The sequence below is a fragment of the Marinoscillum pacificum genome, from assembly GCF_024714495.1.
Lineage (GTDB): Bacteria > Bacteroidota > Bacteroidia > Cytophagales > Cyclobacteriaceae > Marinoscillum > Marinoscillum pacificum.
This window is the reverse complement of record NZ_JAMZMJ010000002.1, coordinates 428,364-449,493: the sequence shown is the minus strand read 5'-3', so window position 1 is coordinate 449,493 and position 21,130 is coordinate 428,364. Positions and strand designations below refer to the sequence as shown.

At 38.9% G+C, this 21,130-nt stretch carries 22 protein-coding genes; 5 read left to right on the top strand and 17 right to left on the bottom strand.

The window, feature by feature from the left end:
- Positions 1-91: 91 nt before the first annotated feature.
- Together NXS00_RS08815 and NXS00_RS08810 are read right to left on the bottom strand one after the other, a co-directional pair.
- Complete coding sequence (locus NXS00_RS08815) at positions 92-874, bottom strand: anti-sigma factor (protein WP_258098799.1); 783 nt, start codon at positions 872-874, stop codon at positions 92-94.
- On the bottom strand, positions 867-1,415 hold the full coding sequence (locus NXS00_RS08810) for an RNA polymerase sigma factor (protein ID WP_258098798.1): 549 nt from the start codon (positions 1,413-1,415) through the stop codon (positions 867-869). The genes NXS00_RS08815 and NXS00_RS08810 overlap by 8 nt, the downstream gene beginning before the upstream one ends.
- A 58-nt stretch (positions 1,416-1,473) precedes the next feature.
- On the opposite strand from NXS00_RS08810, the gene NXS00_RS08805 reads away from it, so the two are divergent.
- Positions 1,474-2,496 carry a glycoside hydrolase family 113 gene (locus NXS00_RS08805; RefSeq protein ID WP_258098797.1) on the top strand — a complete coding sequence of 341 codons (1,023 nt, stop codon included), beginning with the start codon at positions 1,474-1,476 and terminating at the stop codon, positions 2,494-2,496.
- Here NXS00_RS08805 and NXS00_RS08800 read toward each other — a convergent pair.
- The 6 genes from NXS00_RS08800 to NXS00_RS08775 form a co-directional block, all read right to left on the bottom strand.
- On the bottom strand, positions 2,486-3,490 hold the full coding sequence (locus NXS00_RS08800) for a beta galactosidase jelly roll domain-containing protein (RefSeq protein ID WP_258098796.1): 1,005 nt from the start codon (positions 3,488-3,490) through the stop codon (positions 2,486-2,488). The genes NXS00_RS08805 and NXS00_RS08800 overlap by 11 nt on opposite strands.
- Positions 3,491-3,639: 149 nt before the next feature.
- Complete coding sequence (locus tag NXS00_RS08795; RefSeq protein WP_258098795.1) at positions 3,640-4,002, bottom strand: T9SS type A sorting domain-containing protein; 363 nt, start codon at positions 4,000-4,002, stop codon at positions 3,640-3,642.
- 238 nt (positions 4,003-4,240) lie between these two features.
- A complete protein-coding gene (locus NXS00_RS08790; protein ID WP_258098794.1) occupies positions 4,241-4,885 on the bottom strand; it encodes a superoxide dismutase family protein in 645 nt (214 codons plus the stop codon).
- Positions 4,851-5,204 carry a hypothetical protein gene (locus tag NXS00_RS08785; protein WP_258098793.1) on the bottom strand — a complete coding sequence of 118 codons (354 nt, stop codon included), beginning with the start codon at positions 5,202-5,204 and terminating at the stop codon, positions 4,851-4,853. Before NXS00_RS08785 ends, NXS00_RS08790 begins: the two co-directional genes overlap by 35 nt.
- 75 nt (positions 5,205-5,279) lie before the next feature.
- Positions 5,280-5,981 (bottom strand): response regulator transcription factor, encoded by a 702-nt coding sequence (locus tag NXS00_RS08780; protein ID WP_258098792.1) that lies wholly within the window; start codon positions 5,979-5,981, stop codon positions 5,280-5,282.
- The gene (locus NXS00_RS08775) at positions 5,974-7,527 is read right to left on the bottom strand and encodes a sensor histidine kinase (protein ID WP_258098791.1); all 1,554 of its coding nucleotides are present in this window, start codon (positions 7,525-7,527) and stop codon (positions 5,974-5,976) included. The genes NXS00_RS08780 and NXS00_RS08775 overlap by 8 nt, the downstream gene beginning before the upstream one ends.
- Positions 7,528-7,624: 97 nt before the next feature.
- Between NXS00_RS08775 and NXS00_RS08770 the strand changes: the two genes are divergently transcribed.
- Entirely contained in the window at positions 7,625-7,912 is a 288-nt protein-coding gene (locus NXS00_RS08770; protein ID WP_258098790.1) for a sll1863 family stress response protein, read from the top strand.
- 3 nt (positions 7,913-7,915) lie between these two features.
- Here NXS00_RS08770 and NXS00_RS08765 read toward each other — a convergent pair whose 3' ends face one another.
- The 7 genes from NXS00_RS08765 to NXS00_RS08735 all read right to left on the bottom strand — a co-directional run bounded on the left by NXS00_RS08765 (position 7,916) and on the right by NXS00_RS08735 (position 14,436).
- On the bottom strand, positions 7,916-8,773 hold the full coding sequence (locus NXS00_RS08765; protein ID WP_258098789.1) for a nucleoside phosphorylase: 858 nt from the start codon (positions 8,771-8,773) through the stop codon (positions 7,916-7,918).
- 18 nt (positions 8,774-8,791) lie between these two features.
- Positions 8,792-9,757 carry an oxygen-dependent tRNA uridine(34) hydroxylase TrhO gene (gene trhO, locus NXS00_RS08760; protein WP_258098788.1) on the bottom strand — a complete coding sequence of 322 codons (966 nt, stop codon included), beginning with the start codon at positions 9,755-9,757 and terminating at the stop codon, positions 8,792-8,794.
- Positions 9,758-9,860: 103 nt separating this feature from the next.
- The gene (locus NXS00_RS08755; RefSeq protein ID WP_258098787.1) at positions 9,861-10,499 is read right to left on the bottom strand and encodes an acetyltransferase; all 639 of its coding nucleotides are present in this window, start codon (positions 10,497-10,499) and stop codon (positions 9,861-9,863) included.
- Positions 10,500-10,525: 26 nt separating this feature from the next.
- Positions 10,526-11,743: a hypothetical protein gene (locus NXS00_RS08750; RefSeq protein ID WP_258098786.1), complete on the bottom strand. Its 1,218-nt coding sequence runs from the start codon at positions 11,741-11,743 to the stop codon at positions 10,526-10,528.
- Entirely contained in the window at positions 11,740-13,017 is a 1,278-nt protein-coding gene (locus tag NXS00_RS08745; RefSeq protein WP_258098785.1) for a DUF2851 family protein, read from the bottom strand. Before NXS00_RS08745 ends, NXS00_RS08750 begins: the two co-directional genes overlap by 4 nt.
- A gap of 52 nt (positions 13,018-13,069) precedes the next feature.
- Complete coding sequence (gene pyrF, locus NXS00_RS08740) at positions 13,070-13,888, bottom strand: orotidine-5'-phosphate decarboxylase (protein WP_258098784.1); 819 nt, start codon at positions 13,886-13,888, stop codon at positions 13,070-13,072.
- 119 nt (positions 13,889-14,007) lie between these two features.
- Complete coding sequence (locus NXS00_RS08735; RefSeq protein WP_258098783.1) at positions 14,008-14,436, bottom strand: fucose-binding lectin II; 429 nt, start codon at positions 14,434-14,436, stop codon at positions 14,008-14,010.
- A 682-nt stretch (positions 14,437-15,118) separates the two neighbouring features.
- Here NXS00_RS08735 and NXS00_RS08730 point away from each other — a divergent pair.
- The 3 genes from NXS00_RS08730 to NXS00_RS08720 all read left to right on the top strand — a co-directional run bounded on the left by NXS00_RS08730 (position 15,119) and on the right by NXS00_RS08720 (position 17,783).
- Positions 15,119-15,649: a hypothetical protein gene (locus NXS00_RS08730; RefSeq protein WP_258098782.1), complete on the top strand. Its 531-nt coding sequence runs from the start codon at positions 15,119-15,121 to the stop codon at positions 15,647-15,649.
- A 663-nt stretch (positions 15,650-16,312) separates the two neighbouring features.
- The gene (locus NXS00_RS08725) at positions 16,313-17,107 is read left to right on the top strand and encodes a sensor histidine kinase (RefSeq protein ID WP_258098781.1); all 795 of its coding nucleotides are present in this window, start codon (positions 16,313-16,315) and stop codon (positions 17,105-17,107) included.
- On the top strand, positions 17,100-17,783 hold the full coding sequence (locus NXS00_RS08720; RefSeq protein ID WP_258098780.1) for a response regulator transcription factor: 684 nt from the start codon (positions 17,100-17,102) through the stop codon (positions 17,781-17,783). The genes NXS00_RS08725 and NXS00_RS08720 overlap by 8 nt, the downstream gene beginning before the upstream one ends.
- Before the next feature lie 41 nt (positions 17,784-17,824).
- Here NXS00_RS08720 and lolA1 read toward each other — a convergent pair whose 3' ends face one another.
- Both lolA1 and NXS00_RS08710 read right to left on the bottom strand, forming a co-directional pair.
- Positions 17,825-18,451 (bottom strand): outer membrane lipoprotein periplasmic chaperone LolA1, encoded by a 627-nt coding sequence (lolA1, locus tag NXS00_RS08715; protein ID WP_258098779.1) that lies wholly within the window; start codon positions 18,449-18,451, stop codon positions 17,825-17,827.
- A gap of 44 nt (positions 18,452-18,495) precedes the next feature.
- Positions 18,496-21,108 (bottom strand): FtsK/SpoIIIE family DNA translocase, encoded by a 2,613-nt coding sequence (locus tag NXS00_RS08710; protein WP_258098778.1) that lies wholly within the window; start codon positions 21,106-21,108, stop codon positions 18,496-18,498.
- Positions 21,109-21,130 lie beyond the last annotated feature (22 nt).

Genomic DNA, 21,130 nt, shown 5'->3' with positions numbered 1-21,130 from the left:
ATGGATTGAAAAAAAAGTGATTTTTTTTATCATAAAAAAAGCAAGGTGAAGACACCTTGCTTTGATTGAATTAAGTAATTGTAATTGATTGTTAAATCGCTTCTCCGTAAACCTGCATTGTGCTAAGTGTTGGACTTTCTGCACCACCGGTTTGCTCTATAGTTACAGCAAATGCATCTGCTTTTGCTATGTTTTTCATGATTTGGAAAGTTCCTTCTTTGGCGTCAAATACTCCAGCGTCTACCGGTACTCCATCTATGAGTGCCCATAGTTGATACTGTTGATTCTGAGCTAAAGCTGTCATGTTTGCAGAATTAATGTAAACCTCTTCCTCGGTAGGGTTCCAGTAGATAACTGCTTTTGCATCTTTTGCATTGTCAGTTCCATTTAGGATGATTCTACTGAATTCAGGGCTTACTAATACAGCAAGATCTTGACGTATGTCAGTCAGTTCTTGATTAACAGTATTATAAGATTCTGCAAGTTCTATATTCCTGGCTGTAAGCTGAGCAAGTCGATAATCTGTGTCTTGCCATTCACTCCAGAAATAATATGCGCTAAACATAGATGCAAGTGCGATAAGCACACTAGCTGCTAAGCCTAACTTTAGTCCAGCGCTGCTTGAAGACATTTCCGTGCTTAGATATTTCATCACACGTGAATCTTCCATAATCAATCTCTTGACTGCCTCAGATGTAGAAATAGAATATTGGAATGCTAAAGACTCTACAGTTTTTTGTAACTCGTAGTATTCATCCCTTATTTCTTCATCATCAGCAATAAATTGCTCTACCTCCGCAGCATCTGCCGTGCTCAGCTCCTCTGTAATGTATGCTGCCAGGTAACCTTCGTTTAAAATTTCTTCTCTACTCAAAATCTCTCCTTAGTTTATGTTTTATTTCCTTCAAACAATTCCTAAGACGCGTTTTCACGGTTCCAAGGGGCATATCCTCATTTTCCGAAATCTCGGCATGAGAATATCCTTCAAAGAAATTAAGCTGAATGAGTTTTTTACACATTTTGCCTATTTCATTTAGCACGGTTGATAGCCCGATGTAGTCTTCCTCGTTGTTGGAGGTTTCGAACATATCTACGAAGCCTGTAATGTCGTCGGATTTATCACTTGATTTAAAATCTTTCGACCGCCGTGCATCAATGGCCCTATTTCGGGCAATACGGTACATCCATGTAAAAAGTGTCCCTTTCTTAGCATCATAAGAATCAATTTGATCCCAGATTTTCATGAATACTTCATGAAGGGTTTCTTCAGCTATTTCTTGATGATTAAGTGTGCGATAGATAATTCCGTAGAGAGCATCTGAGTAGTGGTCATACAAGTAATCCAGTGCAGTGGTGTCCTTGTTTCTAAGACGTTTGACCAGTAGGGTGTTAAAATCGATAGTAGTTGTTGCCAAAACTTATTTTTGGTTGAGCGTTTAATATCTTTATTAAGATAATGCGTTAAGTCAACATATGAAGCTTATTTACGGAAGTTTGTTTGGTGTAATCCTTATTTTAGGTGTTTTGCTTATAGAACCTGGGTCAAATGCTTTGTCGTACCCAGAAAGGATAAACGGCGTTAGTCTGGTGAATCCATACAATCCAATTGATTCTGTAGATATGTCAGGGATCAAAAGAGTTAATGCTAACTGGGTAGCTATGATACCATTTGCCTTTTCCAAACAAGGTGAGCCGGGAGTTTACTTTAATCATGATCGGCAGTGGTGGGGAGAGAAAGTAGCGGGTTGTAAGTTGATGGTAAGCCTCGCTCAATCCAATGATTACAAAGTCATGATGAAGCCACATGTCTGGATGCGTGGGTATTGGATAGGTGAGTACTTTTTAGAATCTGAAGGAGATTGGCAAGAGTGGGAAAAGCAGTATTCAGCATATATTTTGGAATATGCGAAGCTTTCAGAAGAGATGAATGTGGAGTTGCTGTGCATAGGGACAGAACTCAAGCAAACTATTCTTAAAAGATCCAGCTATTGGGAGAAATTGATTCCTGAAATTCGTAAAGTTTATTCAGGTAAATTGACTTATGCATCCAATTGGGATAATTATACTCAAGTGACCTTTTGGGATCAATTAGACTACATAGGTGTGGATGCTTATTTTCCCTTGTCCAGTGCTGTTAATCCAGGGGATAAAGAACTTTTAGCTTCCTGTCAGCGATTAAAGTCCGAATTGAAAGAGTTTAGTCATGAAATAGGTAAACCGCTGTTATTTACTGAGTATGGATTTAGAAGCGCTGAAGGTGCTGCAGGAAATCATTGGGAGATTACAAGAGAGACTACCGTAGATCTGGATATTCAGGTGCGAGCATACGATGCTTTTTTATCTACGTTTTGGGGAGAGGATTGGTTTGCTGGTGGTTTTTTATGGAAATGGCACTTTCTACCAGATGCTGGCGGATTGCAGAATAATGATTTTACTCCTCAGAATAAGCCTGTTGAAGCCACCATCAAAAAATGGTATTCGAGAGCTACTCTCTAACGAGTATTAAATCGTCCAATTTGCTTTTCGGAATGATCGCTAATGGTCCATTGTAGATACCCGCATCACCGCCAAGGTCACTGACTCTTACGGATATAAGATTGGGCTCTCCTTTTTTAATCAACGATTTAGGAATGTCATAAACTCTGGGCTGTAAATAGGATGTGGTCCATCCGTAAGGCTTATGGTCGTTGGTTTCTCCTATTTTGACTCCATTAAAATAAGTCTCATCAAAGTCGTCAATCTTTCCTAGTACCAAAACAAGGTCCTCGTTGGTGTTGTACTTAGTAGGGAAAGTGACTTCCTTTCTATACCAAGCCACTCCTTTCTGAATGTGTGTCTTTTTAAGACTTCTCCATAGGCTTGGAACCATGATGTCTTGCCAGTCTCTATCTTCAAAGTCTTCTCTCGCCCATGTCTGGCTATCACCTTCTTTGAATTTCCAGTTTCCTTCTAGAAGAATTGTTTTCTCTGGGCAATTTTTATCCGAATAAATGCCTACATCACCTTTAATGATGCCCCCTTCCAAAATGGTGTCAAACACTCTAATGGCGATTAAATTTTTTCCGTTTCTATTCAGGTAAACTTCTGGGACATAATATTTTCTATAGGAGTTGTATGCAGTGTAGAAGTTTGGGGGAAATGAGCCACTATGACCAATAAGGTGACCATTTAAATAAACCTCATCTACATCGTCAATAAAACCCAGTACGAGAAAGAGATTTTGATCTGAAATGTTTTTAAAGTCTACAGTGATTCGGTACCACGCGTAACCGTCAAAGCCACTGAAACCTTCGTTTTCCCAGGGAGCAGGAACAAATATTTTCTCCCAACTTTGATCGTTGTATTCTGGATTGGACCAACGTGGATTATCTCCAATGGAGAACTTCCAGTAGCCACGCAGGTCTACCACACGTTTAAGCTCCTCCTGAGCAGAGGATAGGTATGGTAGTAGCAATACGACCAGGTAAATCAATCGTTTCATCTTCATCATTTCAGGTATTCAATATTACGCAACTATGCGCATTTGGCTGTCTGAATCATGTAAATGATTGTCATGAATTGTCTATAAAAACAAAAACCTTCCTGAATCAAGAAGGTATTTGTAATAGTATAAAGAAGTATTTTAAATATTTTGATGCCTTAGTTTTTAGCTAGGACAGTGTTAGCTTTTGTTAGTTGGTCTTTAATTTCAACCTTTTCAGAGATCACTCCGTATTTGTCTCTCAACTCTACGAAGTAAGTGCCTTTTTCAAGTTCGCTTAAATCATATCTCTGCATGAACCCGTCTTTGCTGTTGAATTTGTCAGCTCTTACTAGTTCCCCTTTGTCATTCTTGATCTTTACTCGAACTACAGTTGGTTCATCGTTTTGATAAAGAACTTTGTACGTTACATCTACTCCAGGAATGATTGCCGCTCTTTCTTTTTTAACGCCATTACCTGTTGCGAAAGCAGTGCCCATAACTGTTACGATTACTGCTAAAGTCATTGTTATCTTTTTCATGAGTTTTGAGTTTTTAACCTTTAGATTCCTTGATATTGTTTACAATACAATTTTACGTGGAAGTCTAAGCAGGTTTGTCACCCAGCAGTAAACGATTGTCATTAAATGTCACCGTTTTGTATGTAATGTTCAACAAAAGTATAAAACTATTGTAAAAATGAAATATGATAACGTTTGTATTTTTTGAGGAAGTACAAAAAGTTGTAGTGAATGTGCGAAATACGTGAGTGGGTGAGTATTAAGGAATTAGCTCAATGCTGCCACAGGCCACTTTTGCGTTGGGGTGAGTGTGCGTGTGGTCGTGACTTGGTTCACACTCTCCAATGAAGTCATCTTGCGTGTCATGCACAATTATTGAGAGTCCGATGATGTCTCTTGAATCCAGAGTAGATAATTTCCAAAGGTCAGTTTTTAAAGAGAAAAACCCTGTACCATCATAACTAACACTGACATTGCCTACATCTCCAGCACGTGGCTTATTCCATGGAATGCCTAGACTCTCTTCAGTGCAGTAATAAGTCATCATGTCTTGCCCCAGGTTCCAGTGCATGCCTGGTTGGCTACAGCTGCCGCTATGAATGTGAACTGAGTGTATGGAATTAGGAGGGAAATTTTCTAGATAAATATCTATAGTGACTACACTGTCTTCGTCCTGAATGAAATCTATTTTGCCATATGGCTCCTCACCAATGATAAATGTAGAATCAGTATCTGCATAGATACTTGTAAGAATGGCTTCTGCTTTTACTGTTCTGTCCTCAATATTTTCATCCGAACAAGAAAGCAGTGTAGTACATAGAATAATACTTACACTAAAAGTTAGTGCATAAATGAGTTGACTAATCTGATTACTCTTCTTCGTCATCGTTACTGCTGGAATCATCAGCGATGTAATCACTCATATAATCCAGATCCGAATATTTATTTTCGTAATCATCTTTGATGTCGTCTTTCAGATTTCCTTCATCATCAAAATCGTCATCATCAGCAATGATGGCTTTAGCTTCTGCTACGGTCATTCTGACCATGTAGTACTTCTCATCCGTTTCGAATGGTAAAGCAGATACTTTATTGCCTTCCTTGTTGTAGAAGTGAATTAATGAATCGTAAAACCCATATGGGTAAGCAAGCTTTATTTGCTCCTGAATTTCAGGATCAAGCTTTTCAAAGTCTTTAATGACGCGTGGTTTTGAGGACTGCATGAATATTAAATTTGGGCGAAAGGTAATAGAGGTTTTATAAAATCAAAAGGTACAGAAAGAACAAAAATGATTTTTTTATACAACTACCTTATATCCAGCTCCATGAACTGTGAGGATATGTTTAGGGTTGTTTGGGTTCTCTTCGATTTTCTGTCTAAGCTTTAAAATGAAATTATCTACAGTTCTGGTGGTGGGTTGTGAATCATATCCCCACACATCTTCTAGCAGTTGATAACGACTAACTACTTCACCTTTATGCTGAAGTAAGTAATTGAGAACTTCAAATTCTTTATGAGACATTTTTACTTCGCCATCCTGCTCATGAATGGCTGTGTAATGCGTGAAGTCTACAGTAAGATATCCCAAAGTTAATGGTCCGGCATCCTGTGGTGCGGCGATAGCCTTATCCATAGAATCCACACGTCTGAGTATTGCCTTTACGCGTGCTACCAACTCCCTTATACTAAATGGTTTAGTGATGTAATCATCGGCTCCCAGCTCTAGTCCCAGTACTTTGTCAATCTCTTCACCCTTGGCTGTTAGAAAGATAATAGGCGTACTTATTCCTTTGTTTCTGGCAGCTTTGCAAACGTCAAAGCCACTCATTTTTGGCATCATGACATCCAAAATGATAAGGTCAAAAGATTCTCTTAAAATGATATCTAATCCTTCCTGTCCATCTTTTGCAACTGTTACTTCAAATTGTTCAAACTCAAGGTTGTCCTTAAGTCCAATTTGCATGTTGGGTTCATCTTCTACTACTAATATTCTAGCCATGATTATCCAGATAAAATACTAATCTAAATTTACTTCCTTTTCCAGGGGTGCTGTCTACTTCTATATCTCCACCGTGAGAATCAACAATATGACTAACCAGCGCAAGTCCAAGACCAGCACCTCTTGTGGTTTGTACATTGCCTTCGGTCACACGATAAAATTTATCAAAAATCTGATGAATTCTGTCAGTTGGGATACCCATTCCTCGGTCTGCCACCTCTACCCAAACTGCATTGTCTCGTGTGCTTGTCTCAATGCTGATAAACTTCTCATTCGGACTGTACTTGATACTATTGTCTACCAGATTAACCAAAGCTTCATACAAGGCTTCTTTATCTACCTGCACGATTGGTAATTCTGGATAAAGATTGACACTGTATTCAAATCCATTGCGCTCTATGTGATAGGAATAATCGTGCATTAACTCTTTTACAAGATTATTCATGTTTACGCTAGACGGATTGTAGATACGTTTCTCCGCTTCAATTTGAGAGAAATTCAGAATCTTATTGACGATGTTTGTTAAGCGATTCGTCTCTTTAAATATGATTTCTTCGTATTCTTTTCTCTTTTCTTCACTATTAAATCGATTGAGCATCAAGGTTTCTGCAAACATGCTAATCAATGAAAGGGGAGTTCTTAATTCATGGGAGACGTTAGAGACAAAGTCTGCTTTGGTTTGTGCTAAATTGACTTCTCTGCGTATGTTGCGTATGACCAGTGAGAAGCCGAACACCAAAAGGAAGATCAGAATGAATGCCGCAATTAAATTGTATTGCGTTCTTTCTGCGACCAGCTCAGATACTGTTTTATTGGAAGAGCTAATACCTACATCCAAACTAGGTATCAGCCACATGCTTTTGCTTAGCATCACCTCTTTGTTGAGCGAATCTGTCACATATACATATTGATCTGAGTCTCGGTATCCTAAAGTAATAATTAAATCTCCTTCAGCGATCTGCTGCAACTTGGGTGCCAGTACATTGTTAGCAAAACCAGCGATACTGATAAATGCTGTAATGAAGACATTGTGATCACCATTGTCTATCACTGCATGTACTACTTGCATTCGATCATTGGCTTCAGAGATAGTTCCTTTAGGTGCTATTTTCCGATAGCCTCCTTCTTTGTATCGGATCAGCTGTGTTTTAAGGTCAGGATTAGCAAGTAAAATAGAGTCTTGAAGGTGTTTCCATTCTACATGATCGGTGGTGTCACCAATAATTCGTACAACTTTGGTCTTGGAATTAGTGAGATCTTCAAACACCAAAGTATGAATGCTGGAATAATCTAAGTAGGGTTCTGACTCATTAAAAGAAAGATCCCCTTTGAGTCCATTTTGAATCTTATCTAATAATCCGCTGATGTTGTCATTGGAGAATTGATTAATGGAGAAGATAATAGCATCTAACTGGTCACGATAGACCTTTTCGATCATTTCCTCATCTTCTTTTACAGAGGAAATCTCATATACCGAGTAAATGATCAATGGCAGCAGAATAGTGCCAATGACTGTACCAATAAGTCGGTTAGTTGCTGATTTCATTCGTTTAGTTAGAGTACTTAAGATACGAATGTATTCGTAGTTCGTTGGAATTCAAGCACCAAATATTTAATTTCCTTCCAAACCAGAACGGAATAACATGACAAATGATACAAAAGGTCAAGTAGAAGGAATACTTGCAGAATTAGGTAAGAAAATAGATCAACTTATCGTCGAAGCAAAAGGTGCAAGTAAGGAAGTTCGTGATGAAGTGGAAGTGAAAATTCAGGAGTTGAAGTCGAAAAAAGAGAAAATAGAAGAGGACTTCAACGATTACAAAGAGAAAAATGGGGATAAATGGGTAGAGGCCAAAAATCATCTGGCAGCGGCATTAGGTGAACTAAAAAAAGCTGTAGAATCCGTTTTTAAAGAAAATAAAGAGGCTTAAACCTTAAATTCTATCGAGGACCTTGACAATGAGTGAGTCAATCACTTTGTTTGGGTCCTTGGAGAATCTGTTCTTTACTCGATTGGCCAGGATGGCATTGAGGCTGATCATTTCATGACCAAGTGCTCTTGCTAGTCCATAGTATCCAGCAGTTTCCATTTCCATATTGGTGATCCAAAAATCATTGTGATGGAAATAGTTAAGCTTTTCTATCAGATCCGGATATCTAATAGGTATTCTTAGGGTCCTGCCTTGTGGTCCATAAAAACCATGACATGTCAATGTGTTTCCTGCGATGGTCACATCTTTGAACAACTCGATGAGCTCATCAGAACCACGAATGATGTAAGGAGAGTAGGGGAAGTCCAATGATTCTTGAAGGGCCGTGGCCACACCTTTTTCAAACTCGCCCATCTCAAATTGATAGAAATGCATCATTGGATCCATTCCTATTCCATATTCACTCATTACATGGCTTCCTAGTCGAATATCTTCCTGAATACTTCCGGAGGTTCCAACACGCACAATTCTGAGCGTAGTATGCTCTTTTTTGATTTCTCTCGTTTTCAGATCGATGTTGAAAAGCGCATCAAGCTCATTCATGAGAATCTCAACATTGTCTGTTCCCATACCAGTGCTGATCACCGTAAGACGTTTGCCTTTATACATGCCAGTGTGAGTGATGAACTCACGCTTGTTCATCTCAAAATCGACATTGTCAAAATGACTTGAGATTCTATGAACTCTACTAGGGTCACCTACCGTAATTATTTTTTCTGAAACGTGTTCAGGTTTTAGGTTAAGGTGGTAGACACTCCCATCCGGGTTTATTATAAGATCAGTTTCTGATATTTTGGACATAGGAGTGTCTTATCTAATTTATTCTGCTGTTTCTTTCTTTCGCTTCACTCCCCTGTAAGGATTGTAGCCATTCATTTCTTTCTGGTAATATCCAGATCCGTCATAAGGACGTACATCAGGATGCTTAGAGCATTCTTCCGAGCAACAGCCGTTGTATTTGTTGGCGCCTTCTTCACTCATTGGTATGTGCTTGTTGCAATGAGGATTCGCACAGTTGACCATACGGTCAGATGGCTGTCCTGTAACATAGCACTTAGAGATGGTTGTAGGATTAACCGTGTTCAGGTCTTTTACTATTCGATTGTCAAATACATAGCACTTGCCTTCAAAGTCCTCACCTTCTGCTTCCAGGCCATATTTGATGATGCCTCCATGAAGCTGATGAACATCTTCAAACCCTTGATCCAACAAGTAAGCACTTGCTTTTTCGCACTTGATTCCTCCAGTACAGTAAGTGATGACTTTTTTACCTTTTAGGTGATCTAGTTCTTTTACTTTTTCAGGGAAATCTCTGAAGTTTTCAATGTCAAGAGTGATGGCGTTTTTGAATTTACCAACATTGTGTTCGTAATTTGAACGCACGTCAAGAATCACTGTGTCTTCAGGTTGATCTCTCAAAATCTGTCTGAATTCCTCTGGCTCTACATAGCCACCAGTTCTTTTGCGTGGGTCAATCTGGTGAAGACTCGCGTGCACTATTTCAGGCTTCACTCTTACATGAAGTTTGGAGAAACAATGATCAGGAACTTCGTCCACTTTGAATTCGATATCTGCAAAGCGGGGATCAGCTTTTACATCAGCCATATACTGCTCACAATCGGCTCTTAGACCAGATACAGTGCCATTTAGCCCTTCTTCTGCAATGATGATTCTTCCTTTTAGGTTGAGCTCAAGGCATCTTAGGTGATGCTGCTCACGAAATGTTTCAGGATCCTCGATCCTTGAATAACAATAATAAAGTAATACTAGATAATCTTCTTTCATAACCTATGCCCTGTTTCCAGCAGGGTGTTGTGAATTAAAAATTATAATTAATGAGTCGTAATATAATGAACGACCTTGATTTATTCTTTCGCTAAATCGAAAATTACTTCTCGACTTTCATTGCTGGATTGCCAAAAACGGTTTCCCCATCTTTAACATCAGCAATTACCACTGATCCTGCACCTATTCGTGCTTTTTTACCAATCTTCACTCCAGCAATGATAGTAACGCCACTACCTATGAATGCTTCATTAGCGATCTCCACTCCAGCATTGATCACTGATCCTGCACCAATCTGTACAAAATCACCAACCTTTACATTGTATTCCAATATGGCAGCTGAGTTGATAATGCAGTGCTGTCCAATTTTGGAATCAGATCCAATCGTTGCTTTCGCATTGATAAAGTTTCCATGACCGATAGAGGCAGATTCGGAAATGTATGCTTCCTGATGAACTGCATTGGTAGGCATGACTTTTCTGGAATCCATCAACATTTTTACCTGCTTCTTTCTCAAAGCATTGTCATCAGTCGCAACGAAAGCCTCCGTTTTTTGACCAATTAATTTAATGAATCCGTGATCGTCTGTTTTACCTAAAACAGTAACATCATCTATCTCTGTACCATGAATGGTAGCATCATCATCCAAAAATCCGTAAACAACGATTCTGTTGCTCTTGAAAATCTCTAATGCTGCTTTAGCAATTCCTTTCCCTCCGAAGATTATTACTGGTTTGTCCATATCTCATTCTAAATCAGGCCGCAAAGTTAGTTACTTTCTTTCTTTTTTAGGAATAATCCCTGATATGGTGCTACGAGTAGTAGGAACATTAAAAATGGCATAAAAGCTGATTTGTATCTAACCAGTGATCCAAGGTTAGGGGAGGCCATAGGTAGTAATGTGGCTAAGGCAATACAGAAAAACAATGCTAATGTCCCGAGTTGGTTAATACTGATCTGTTTGAAGAAGATCCCGTTTTGAATCACCAACAAATAAATAAATAGTGATTCCAGTCCAAAAAAGATCATCCAGGAGTTGGTTTGCCAAATGGCAGGCCTAAATAATCCAGTGTATAGTGAATGAGGAATGTTTTTTATCAAAGACGAATAAGTGCCATCCAAATCAAATTGGATAATTTCATTGTCCTCAGAGAGGTTTTTCATCCGCTCGTAATTTTCTGTAATGGCTCCTGGAAGTTTATCCAGGTTCATGTTCCAGTTGAGCTGACTTGTGAGAGCAATAAGAATAACGAGTGCTGCTATACCGGATATCATTCGAATAGATTTTTTCTCAATGAAAGTGGAAGCAAGCTTGTCCCAAGCTAATAAACCCATTGAAATGCCCATTAATGCTGCTAGATAAAACTTCATGTAGAAAAGCATGGCTAAGCACAAAATGGCTACGGTGACTTGTGAAAACCTAAAACTGAACCCGAACTTGTATCGAATGCAAACTGCAGCAAGAAAGAATACACTTCCATTGACTAATGTGTCTTTCATGGCTCCGGATGACCAGAATAAACTTGTTGGCCAAAGCAAGAAAGCGATGAAGGCTGGAATCAATAATTTTGGGTAATGTCCAACAACCGATCTGAAAAGGAACCAACTACACAGAAATGAAAAGAAAGCAAGATATAATGCACTGATCCAATAATTTCCTTGAGTGGCGACGTATGGAATGCTTAAAATTTTCACAAAGAAGTCATTACGACCTTCGGCCATATACACTGGATGGTGGCCAGTAAAGAGGTAGCTAATGTATTGATTGAACGATTGTTCGGAAAGCTGAAATAGCTCAAACGCTTTTTCATGGAATGCTACTGTGTCTCCTGATTGCAGATAAGTGAAATAATACAAACCAAAAGCAATGGAAGCAGCAAACTTAGCTAAGAGGCCGAACCAATAGTGTTTGGTTGGTCCCTCTTCGGGTTGAAAACTAAGTGCAAGTGCTATTATGAGGATAATGTTGAGTGCCGTCCAAATCATGGTGCCAATTTAGGGCTAAGGATTGAAATACCTATGTTGCACTGTAGACATTTCTTTTCCTTGCACCAGTGATTGTACTGGTGAATCAGGGCTTGAGATTCGTAACTGTTACTACATTTTACTCCAGCATCTTTCCATTTATCAATAATGTGATTCTTCTCTGGCTTGATCTTTTCCAGGATGGCCTGGGCCTGATCCAAATACCTGACTTCATCAATGTATTTGCCATAAGCTGCTATTAAAGGCACTACCGTATTGATGATTAAATTATCAATCGCGGACGCTCCAATTGGGTGTGGTTTCTTAGTTGGTTTACTAAAGTCATAATGTTCTTCCCAATAGGTAGATAACGAATTCTGGAAAAATGAAATGGCATTTTTATGATCACTCAATTCTATCAGCTGCGCAAATAGTTGGGATTTATTGGTAAGTAAACTGGAGAGTTGTGCTAATCTCACTGTTGGGAAATTCGCTGGACGCATCCGTGATCTATTCCAATGATGTTTTTTTAAGATCGGAATCAGATTGTGTTTCGATTTTAAATAATCAAACTCGGTCAATAAGGAATTGGAATATTCATCTGTAGGCGACTCAAGAAAACCAGACATGCCAAAAAGTAGTGATTCAATAGCAATTGGTTTGTTTTTGTATTTCTTAATGACGGAGTAGGGTAGACTTTTAGAAAGCGTTTGAAAAGCCTCTTGATTGATTTTGAATCCGAAATTTTTCAATAAGAGTTGATATGCTGTTTCTTCCCAATCACCATTATTTTGATCAAGCATTTCCAGAATTGCCTTGCTTTTAACTTTAAGTCGATCACTCAATGCCTTATCAATCATTGAGATGATTTGAAGTTCGGCTATTTCACCGATCTGATCACTACAGCGTATGGTTGATGGCTGATTGATATAATGCTTGTAGGCAAGTTCTACATTTTCCAATACATAGGACATTAATTCCAATGTAGGGATGGGATTCCCATTGATCAGTACTTCCTGATCATGTTTCCATACCACATGTAGGATCACATTTTCGTAAGCCCGATCTTCCTGATGATTATGTTTATACCAGTCCGAGGATTTGAAATGCACTTCAACGGATCCAGACCATGTCAAGTCATCAATCTTGATTTTGGCTTCCTTGAAGTCTGGGCCTGAATCAGAATTTTGATATCCGGGAACGAAAACGTTCATAACAGAGCCGTTCGTCAGACTCAACTCATTGGAGTTGAACTTTTGAAAATTCCAGATGTATTGTAGAAAATATTCATCCATAGCGGTGGAGAAGATTTCCTAAGATACGGTTAGATATGGAAATATGAAATAGTTACAGATGTCTAAGTAGCTGGGCAGCCATGCTTACTTGCAATTCTTTAGCTGCAGCAGCCGCTTTTTCTGCAAAATCTTCACCATCACCCGCATAAATGATTCCTCTGGAGGAGTTGACCAATAGGCCGCATTGCTTGTTCATGCCGTAAGTACATACTTTCTCAAGGCTGCCACCTTGAGCTCCAACACCAGGGATTAACAAGAAGTGATCTGGAATCATTCGTCTGATGCCAATAAGTGTTTCTGCGCGTGTTGCACCAACCACATACATCATGTTGTTAGGATTACTCCATTCTGCACTTTTGGCAATCACTCGCTCGTAAAGTTTCTCACCTGTTTCATCCAGCAAGAGTTCCTGGAAGTCAAAAGAACCTTCATTGGAGGTAGCCGCTAATAGTACCACCCACTTTCTTTGGTATTCCAAATAAGGTGTTACCGAGTCCTTACCCATATATGGTGCTACTGTCACAGAATCAAAGTCCATGTTTTCGAAGAAAGCCTTTGCGTACATGTTGGAGGTATTACCAATATCACCGCGCTTCGCATCAGCAATAGTGAAAATATCCTTTGGGATGTACTCCATTGTCTTTTCAAGAGAAGCCAACCCCTTACTTCCATGTGCCTCGTAAAAAGCTAAGTTGGGTTTGTATGCTACGGCGTACTGAGCAGTAGCATCGATTATCTGCTTGTTGAATTCGAAAAGAGGATCTTCAGTGTCAAGCAAGTGTTTAGGAATCTTGTTGATGTCGGTGTCTAGTCCAACGCAAAGGAATGATTCTTTTTGCTTGATCTTATCAAATAATTGCTGACGTGTCATGAGGCTAACGATTTGCTGACACGAAATTAAGCATTATATGATATTAAGCTATTTTTCTTGCATAAAAGAGGCTGCAATCATGTTGCAGCCTCTTGTGTATTAATAGTTAATTTCTGATACTAATGGGCTATGGTCACAGATCTAAGTACCATGTCATTGAAATCATTATCTACCCAATCTTCAGATAATATAGTGACTACCTCAATGCCATTTTCATTATAAGGAATTGTAGTAAATACTTTGTTTGCAGCATTATTAACGAATGATCCATTAGGGTCATAGGCAAATGTAGCAGCAAGAGTGATGGGTAGTTTTGCGTTTTGAAATGACAGTACCGTTCCGGAGGCAGGAGACATCAACGGTGCTGGAGTGTTATTTTCTCCCTTGCCTTGAAATGTACCTTGTGCCACTGTGGTTCCATCAGCGTCAGTTACGGTAACGACAGCTCTTTGTGTGAATCCTGCATTGGTTACACATGAAATGGTTCCGGATGCAACAGTATTTGTTGCGCCTTGTGGGTTAATTGATTGATTTACTGGATTAGACATAATGATTCTTAATGAATGTTTAACCTACTCTTATGGATTTTCGGGTTACTCCTCTCAGGTGTCTGCTGAGATCAGTTCCTTTTTTTGAAAGTGGGGCGGTGGTCCACTTATCCGATCAGATGAGACAAAGTTGAGGAACCTGGAAGCGTTATGTAAGAGGATAAATCAGTGATTGTAAAAATGGGTATAAATACTTGTGTCCAATATAAATCCTTGTATTAAAGTTTGAGCATAAAAAAAGCCGATTCCGTCTGAATCGGCTATTATCATTCAACTTACCAGCTACTGTCAAATGATTAACATAATTTCTTGCTTTACGGCTTAGGATTCCATTTTAGAAAAAGAAGCTGAATCATAAATGAATCAGCTTCTCTACTTAGGTTTCCCAACCAATCATTGATCTGTGAACACAATAACCCTTAATCAATGAACTATTTCAAATAAGCTGTGAAATGGTTTTACCCATATCTTATGCGAACAAGGCGGTGATAGGCTTTAACTCATTTGAGACTTTACAAAGCTGGGATGGTTTCTTGAAACATATTAGAGGATAAATATCCGATTCGCAAAGCAGGTATTTATACCTGTTTTATGGTCGTGTATGAATAGTTATGTTTGATTTTTGATTCTATTATATGCTAAAGAGAAGTATTCGGATTAGCATTGTGTAAAACCAAATAACATGAAATATTTAGCGAAATTATCAATCCTTTCTGTGGTGGTTTGTTTGATGAATTGCCAGCAAACAGAGCCTACCAATACTATGGTTTCATTGTCTAGACAGATGAAAGATACTTCATTGTATGCCGTCTCCTACGACCTATTTCAGGAAGATACTGCAAGGTTTGCTCAGGTTTCCCGGAAGGTATTCTCACAGGTATCTGGATTCAGTTCGGATCTTGAGCCAATTAAAGCATTTACTGTTCATTCAGCTGATTTACTTGAAGTAATGGGACTGCCTCCTGAAGTGCAATGTCAAGAAGCTATAAAGTATGAATACGCTCGTCTATATTTAGGTTTGACAGCTGAAGGAGAGATAAAACTTTTTATGACACCAGTTGTTAATGCGAAACTATCTTCGGGAATCGCGGGAACAGATGTGATATTATCTGGCCCATATAAGGGAGATCCTAATAGCGTTTCTTCTTTGGAGGATCCTGAAGGCTCTTATGTGATGGATTTTTCTGCTCCGTGTCCTAAGACATGTCCTTAATAGAGGTATTTCAATTCTAGATTAAGCAGTTATGGAGCATGTGGCAGGTATAATAATTGAATACGCATTTTTACCGGTACTGATTACTGCAACTTATACTTTAGCAATTTTTCGCAGATTAGTTAATGAAATGAAGCATATTGGATACTTCATTTTGTTCTCAGCGGTTATTGAAATAGTATCTAAAATCTTGTGGTATCAAAAGGAAAATAACCTGCCTTTGCTCCATTTGTATGTTTTAATCGGGTTTTTACTGTTGATCTGGTTTTATCATCATGTGCTTAAGGAATACCTGCAAAGGAATGTACTTTTATCAATAGCTTGTTGCTTTTCTATTTTTACTGTTATCAATTCTATTGCTTTCGAAACCATATACACGTTCAATTCTACAGCACTTTCCATTCAAGCCATTCTCCTGATTATTATAAGTATTTTCACCTTCATTGTATTGATGAATGATATCGTAAAGGAAAATCGTTCAGGATTACATAAAAGCCTGAATTGGATTAATTCTGGAATATTTGTCTATTACCTTTCGAGTCTGATGGTTTTTTATTTTGGAAATGTTTTTATTCAATATTATTCCCCATTAACAAATCAATATTTGTGGTGCATGCATTCTCTTTTCTTGATGGTCATGTATAGTTGTTTCTTTATTGGATTATGGAAGAGTCCCAAGGCGTAGAAGTATTGAATATTTTGATTCCAGTCGTAGGAGTCATTTTTCTGATAGCCGTTGGGGTATTGCTATTAAATCAATACTTCCGAAAAAGTCTGGTGTTGCAGAAGTTGAGGGAAGAAGAACTGAAAAACAGACAGCAACAGGAATTGCTTCAGACAAGTTTGACTGTTCAGGAGAATGAAAGGAAACGCATTGCCCAGGACTTGCATGATGAGCTTGGTGCAACTTTGTCTATATCTCGGATGCATCTCATGAAGCTAGAGCAAAATCCTGATTTGGGTGATGGTATCAAATCGTCTATTCTAAATGTTCGTGCAGTAACTGAATCTGCTCTGACTTCCATGCGCCGAATTAGTCACGAGTTAATGCCTGCACAGCTAGGTAATTTTGGTCTTATAAAGACACTGCAGGGAGTGGTCAATCAGTTAAATGAAACACATCAGATCAAAGTAACTTTAGCCGCAGATACTTTTTCAAGGCTTGAATGGGAGGTTGAGGTTAGCTTGTATAGAATAGTAATGGAGTTAATTAATAATACCATTAAACACGCTAACGCAACCGAAATAACCATTGACCTGAAGCTCAATAAAAACGTACTTGAACTAATCTATGCTGATAATGGTGTAGGAATGGTTTCAAAAAGTGATTCATCACAAGGTTTAGGATTGAAAAATTTACTAGCGAGATCTAATGCCATTAATGGTTCTTTTGAGTTAATGGATGGTAATGGGTTTGGGGCCAAAGTATCTGTGCCAATAAATAGAAACTATGAGTAGTAATATTCGAATAGGATTGGTTGAAGATCAGCATCTATTTAGAGAAGGAATGAAAGCCATTCTCATGATGGAGGGTGATTTGGAAGTGACTTTTGAATCTTCGGATGGTTTTTCTGTATTAGATAGGCTATCCAATGAAGTTCAGGTTCCAAATGTGATGCTGGTAGATTTGTCGCTACCTCCTAATGGTCAGGAAGAATTTAATGGAGTGCATGTGACGGATCAATTATTGGAAAAATATCCAGACATGAAGGTGGTCATACTTTCAGTGCATGATGAGGAGGCATTTATTGCTGAGTTGATTGAGCATGGCGCTCATGGGTATCTGGTAAAAGATAGTGACCCAAATGAAGTGGTGGAAGCTATTAGGTCTGTACATTTTAAAGGCTCTTATATTAATCACAGGACATTAATGGCTATACAAAGTAAAATGAAGGGGAGTATTGGTTCTTCTGCCTCTTTTGTGCCTGTCATTGAAAATTTAACGAAGAGAGAAGTGGAGATACTTCAGTTGGTGTGTGAGCAACTCACTGCTGAAGAAATAGGAGAGCGCTTATTTATCAGTGAAAAAACCGTAAACGGCCATAAAAATAATTTGCTAAGAAAGACTCAATCTAGAAATATGGCTGGATTGGTTCTGTATGCTGTAAAAAATCAAATAGTCAGTCTCGAATGAGATGCAAATAAATAAGGCTCGGAATTCCGAGCCTTTATTTTTTATCTGAAGTCAATGACTTCTACATCTGGATATTTGCTGGTGTCGAATGTGAAATATGCATCACTCAAAGCCACCGATTTAAAGTTTTTGATATCGTAGATGTACTGGTTTCCTGTTTTTTCGAAAACCGTGAATTTCTTCAAGTCATCATTTTTGTCAATCACCAATCTGATCTTGTGATAACTCTTGTCGTTTTTCTCAGGACTAAGCTCTATGATTCTGTCGCCATTACCTTGAGTGCTCATTAGCACATACTTATAACCTTCTTTATATAGGTCATAGATATTGCCTAATGTGATTTCTTGCTCTTCTGGATCGAAGGTGCTAACAGTTACTTCCTGGATTTCTGCACTGTACGTGTAGACATCCGTTGCATTGTTGTAGATTTCCTGACCAGCAACTTTGAGGACATACATGTCACCTTTTACTGCGATCTCTCCTTTAATAGTTTCATCAATTCCTGCCCCCTCATTGATCATCTGCTGACTGAAGTTTGCCTGAAATGAAGGTATTTTTTTATACTTCGAGCTCATTGCATCCAATACAGCAAGCGCTTCAGGATCGTATTGTGCATAGGTCGTCAGGGCGGTGATGATTGCTGCAAATACAAAAATTACTTTTTTCATGTTTCTAAGTTTCTGGTGTTTTAACAAGTCAAACCACCGTTTTGTTAATACTTCTGATCTATCTCATTCAATAACTGTTCCAAAGAGTACTCATCAGGGATTAAAACTTCGCGAGCTTTACTTCCTTCGAACGGTCCTACGATCCCTGCAGCCTCCAATTGGTCAATTAAACGACCTGCTCTGTTGTATCCAAGCTTCATTTTTCTCTGAATGAGTGAGGTGCTTCCTTGCTGATGCATCACAATAAGTTTGGCTGCATCTTCAAACAAAGCATCACGCTCTGAAAGGTCAACTGCTCCAACTTCTCCTGATGATCCTTCATTGTCACCAACAAATTCTGGTAACAGATAAGCATCGTCATATCCTCGCTGCTCACCTACATACTCACAGATACGATCTACTTCCGGAGTATCTACGAACGCACACTGCAAACGAATTAGATCTGAGCCAAGTGAAAGTAACATATCTCCTTGTCCGATCAATTGCTCAGCTCCACCCGTATCTAAAATGGTTCTGGAGTCAATCTTAGATGTTACTCTAAAAGATAGACGTGCAGGGAAGTTTGCTTTAATAATACCGGTGATTACGTTTACCGATGGACGCTGGGTAGCTACGATCAAGTGAATACCAATCGCACGGGCAAGCTGTGCTAAACGAGCAATAGGAGTTTCTACTTCTTTGCCGGCAGTCATCATCAAATCCGCTAACTCATCTATGACCAATACTATATAAGGTAAGTATCTATGTCCTTTTTTAGGATTCAGTCTACGAGCGATGAATTTCTTGTTGTACTCTTTCAGGTTTCTACAAGCTGCATCTTTCAGCAGGTCATAGCGTCTATCCATTTCAATACACAATGAATTCAGTGTGTTGACCACTTTGCTGGTGTCCGTGATAATGGCTTCTTCACTATCAGGAAGTTTTGCCAGGAAGTGTCTTTCCAGGTGGTTGAAAAGTGTTAATTCCACTTTCTTAGGATCCACCATCACAAACTTCAACTGAGAAGGGTGCTTCTTATAGATAAGCGAAGTAATGATCATATTGAGACCAACCGACTTACCCTGACCAGTAGCACCAGCCATTAGTAAGTGAGGCATTTTAGCCAAATCAGTCACAAAAACGTCGTTGGAAATGGTCTTACCTAATACAATCGGTAGATCCATCTCACTCTTCATGAAGCGCTCCGTGGTGATGACAGATTTTACATCTACCATCTCCTTGTTTTTATTCGGAACCTCAATACCAATTGTTCCTCTACCTGGTATCGGGGCAATAATACGAATACCAAGGGCTGCTAAACTCAAGGCGATATCATCTTCCAGGTTTTTGATCTTGGAGATTTTAACACCGGCCTCTGGAACTATTTCATAAAGAGTAACAGTTGGTCCAATAGTAGCTTTAATGCTTGAGATACCAATCTTGAAGTTGATCAGTGTCTCTACAATCTTATCTTTATTCTGCTCTAATTCGTCTTTGGATACTTGAATGTCCTTTTTCGGATAATCAATCAAAAGATCAGCAGTTGGGTATCGGTATTTTGGAAGGTCAAGTGTAGGGTCATAATTCTCCATCTCCTCTACTCTCACTTCGTCATCTTCCGGAATATCAACAGGAATACTAAATCTTGGCTTTTCCTGAACAGGCTCATCTCTCTCGGTTGGCTGCTCAATATCAAGTTCTAAATCATCAGCCGGCGTAGCTTTTCTTGGCTTTGGTTTGTTCTCCAGAGTCCAAGTTTCTTCGATTTCTGCAGGTTCTTCTTTCTCCTCTACATCCTCTTCAGAATCACCCAGGTCGAAAGTTGGAACATTGCTGTGTTTTGGAGCAGGTTTGTCTTCTTCCTTTTCTTCAGGCTCTTCTTCTTCAGATGAATCTTCTTTTTCTACTTCTTCTTTTACTTGCTTCAAGATGAAATCTAGTGAATTGTCACGCTCTGGCTCAGCTTGACCCTCTTCTTCATCCTCATCATCGCTTTCTTCTTCCCTGGCAGGTTTTTCATCCTTTGCCAAAATAGAACTCATGCGTTCTCTCAAGCCCATAACTACTTCATCTACCACTGGAATCTGCGTAATATCAAAGAAGTACATGTTAAAGACCAGGAACAAGAATATTAAGAAAAGCACCGTTCCCCAGCCCATTAGGCTGTCCATAATGATTGCTAATTCAAAGCCTACACCACCACTCAGGAATCCCCATTCTGATACTTCATCGGAGCTAATTAGGAAATAACCCATTAAAATGCTTGTCCAAAGCAGGTAGAAGAAGGTAAAACCGAATGAACGGCTCAAAGAGAATACGCGTCTTCTCCAGACTATTCGATGGCCTGCTAAAAACAGAAATGGAGGGATTAAAAGAGCGGCAACACCAAACCACAAGAAAATAAAGTAGTGAGCAGTTACTGCACCGAATGTGCCAAACCAGTTTTCCACTTCCATGCCAGAAGCTTTGATATCTGTTTGCGTAATTGCTTCAACCACACTTTGATCGGCCTTTCCTGTAATCAAATAGGAGACGAATGATACAATGAGGAAAAACGATGACAACAGTAAGAACATACCAATTGCCAAATGGAATTTCCGATCATTGAAAAAATCTACCTTGAACTTGAAAGAGCGGGAAGATGATTGCTTTTGTTTCTTGTAGGTGTTTTGTGCCATGTTGATCTTAACGAACAAAAAT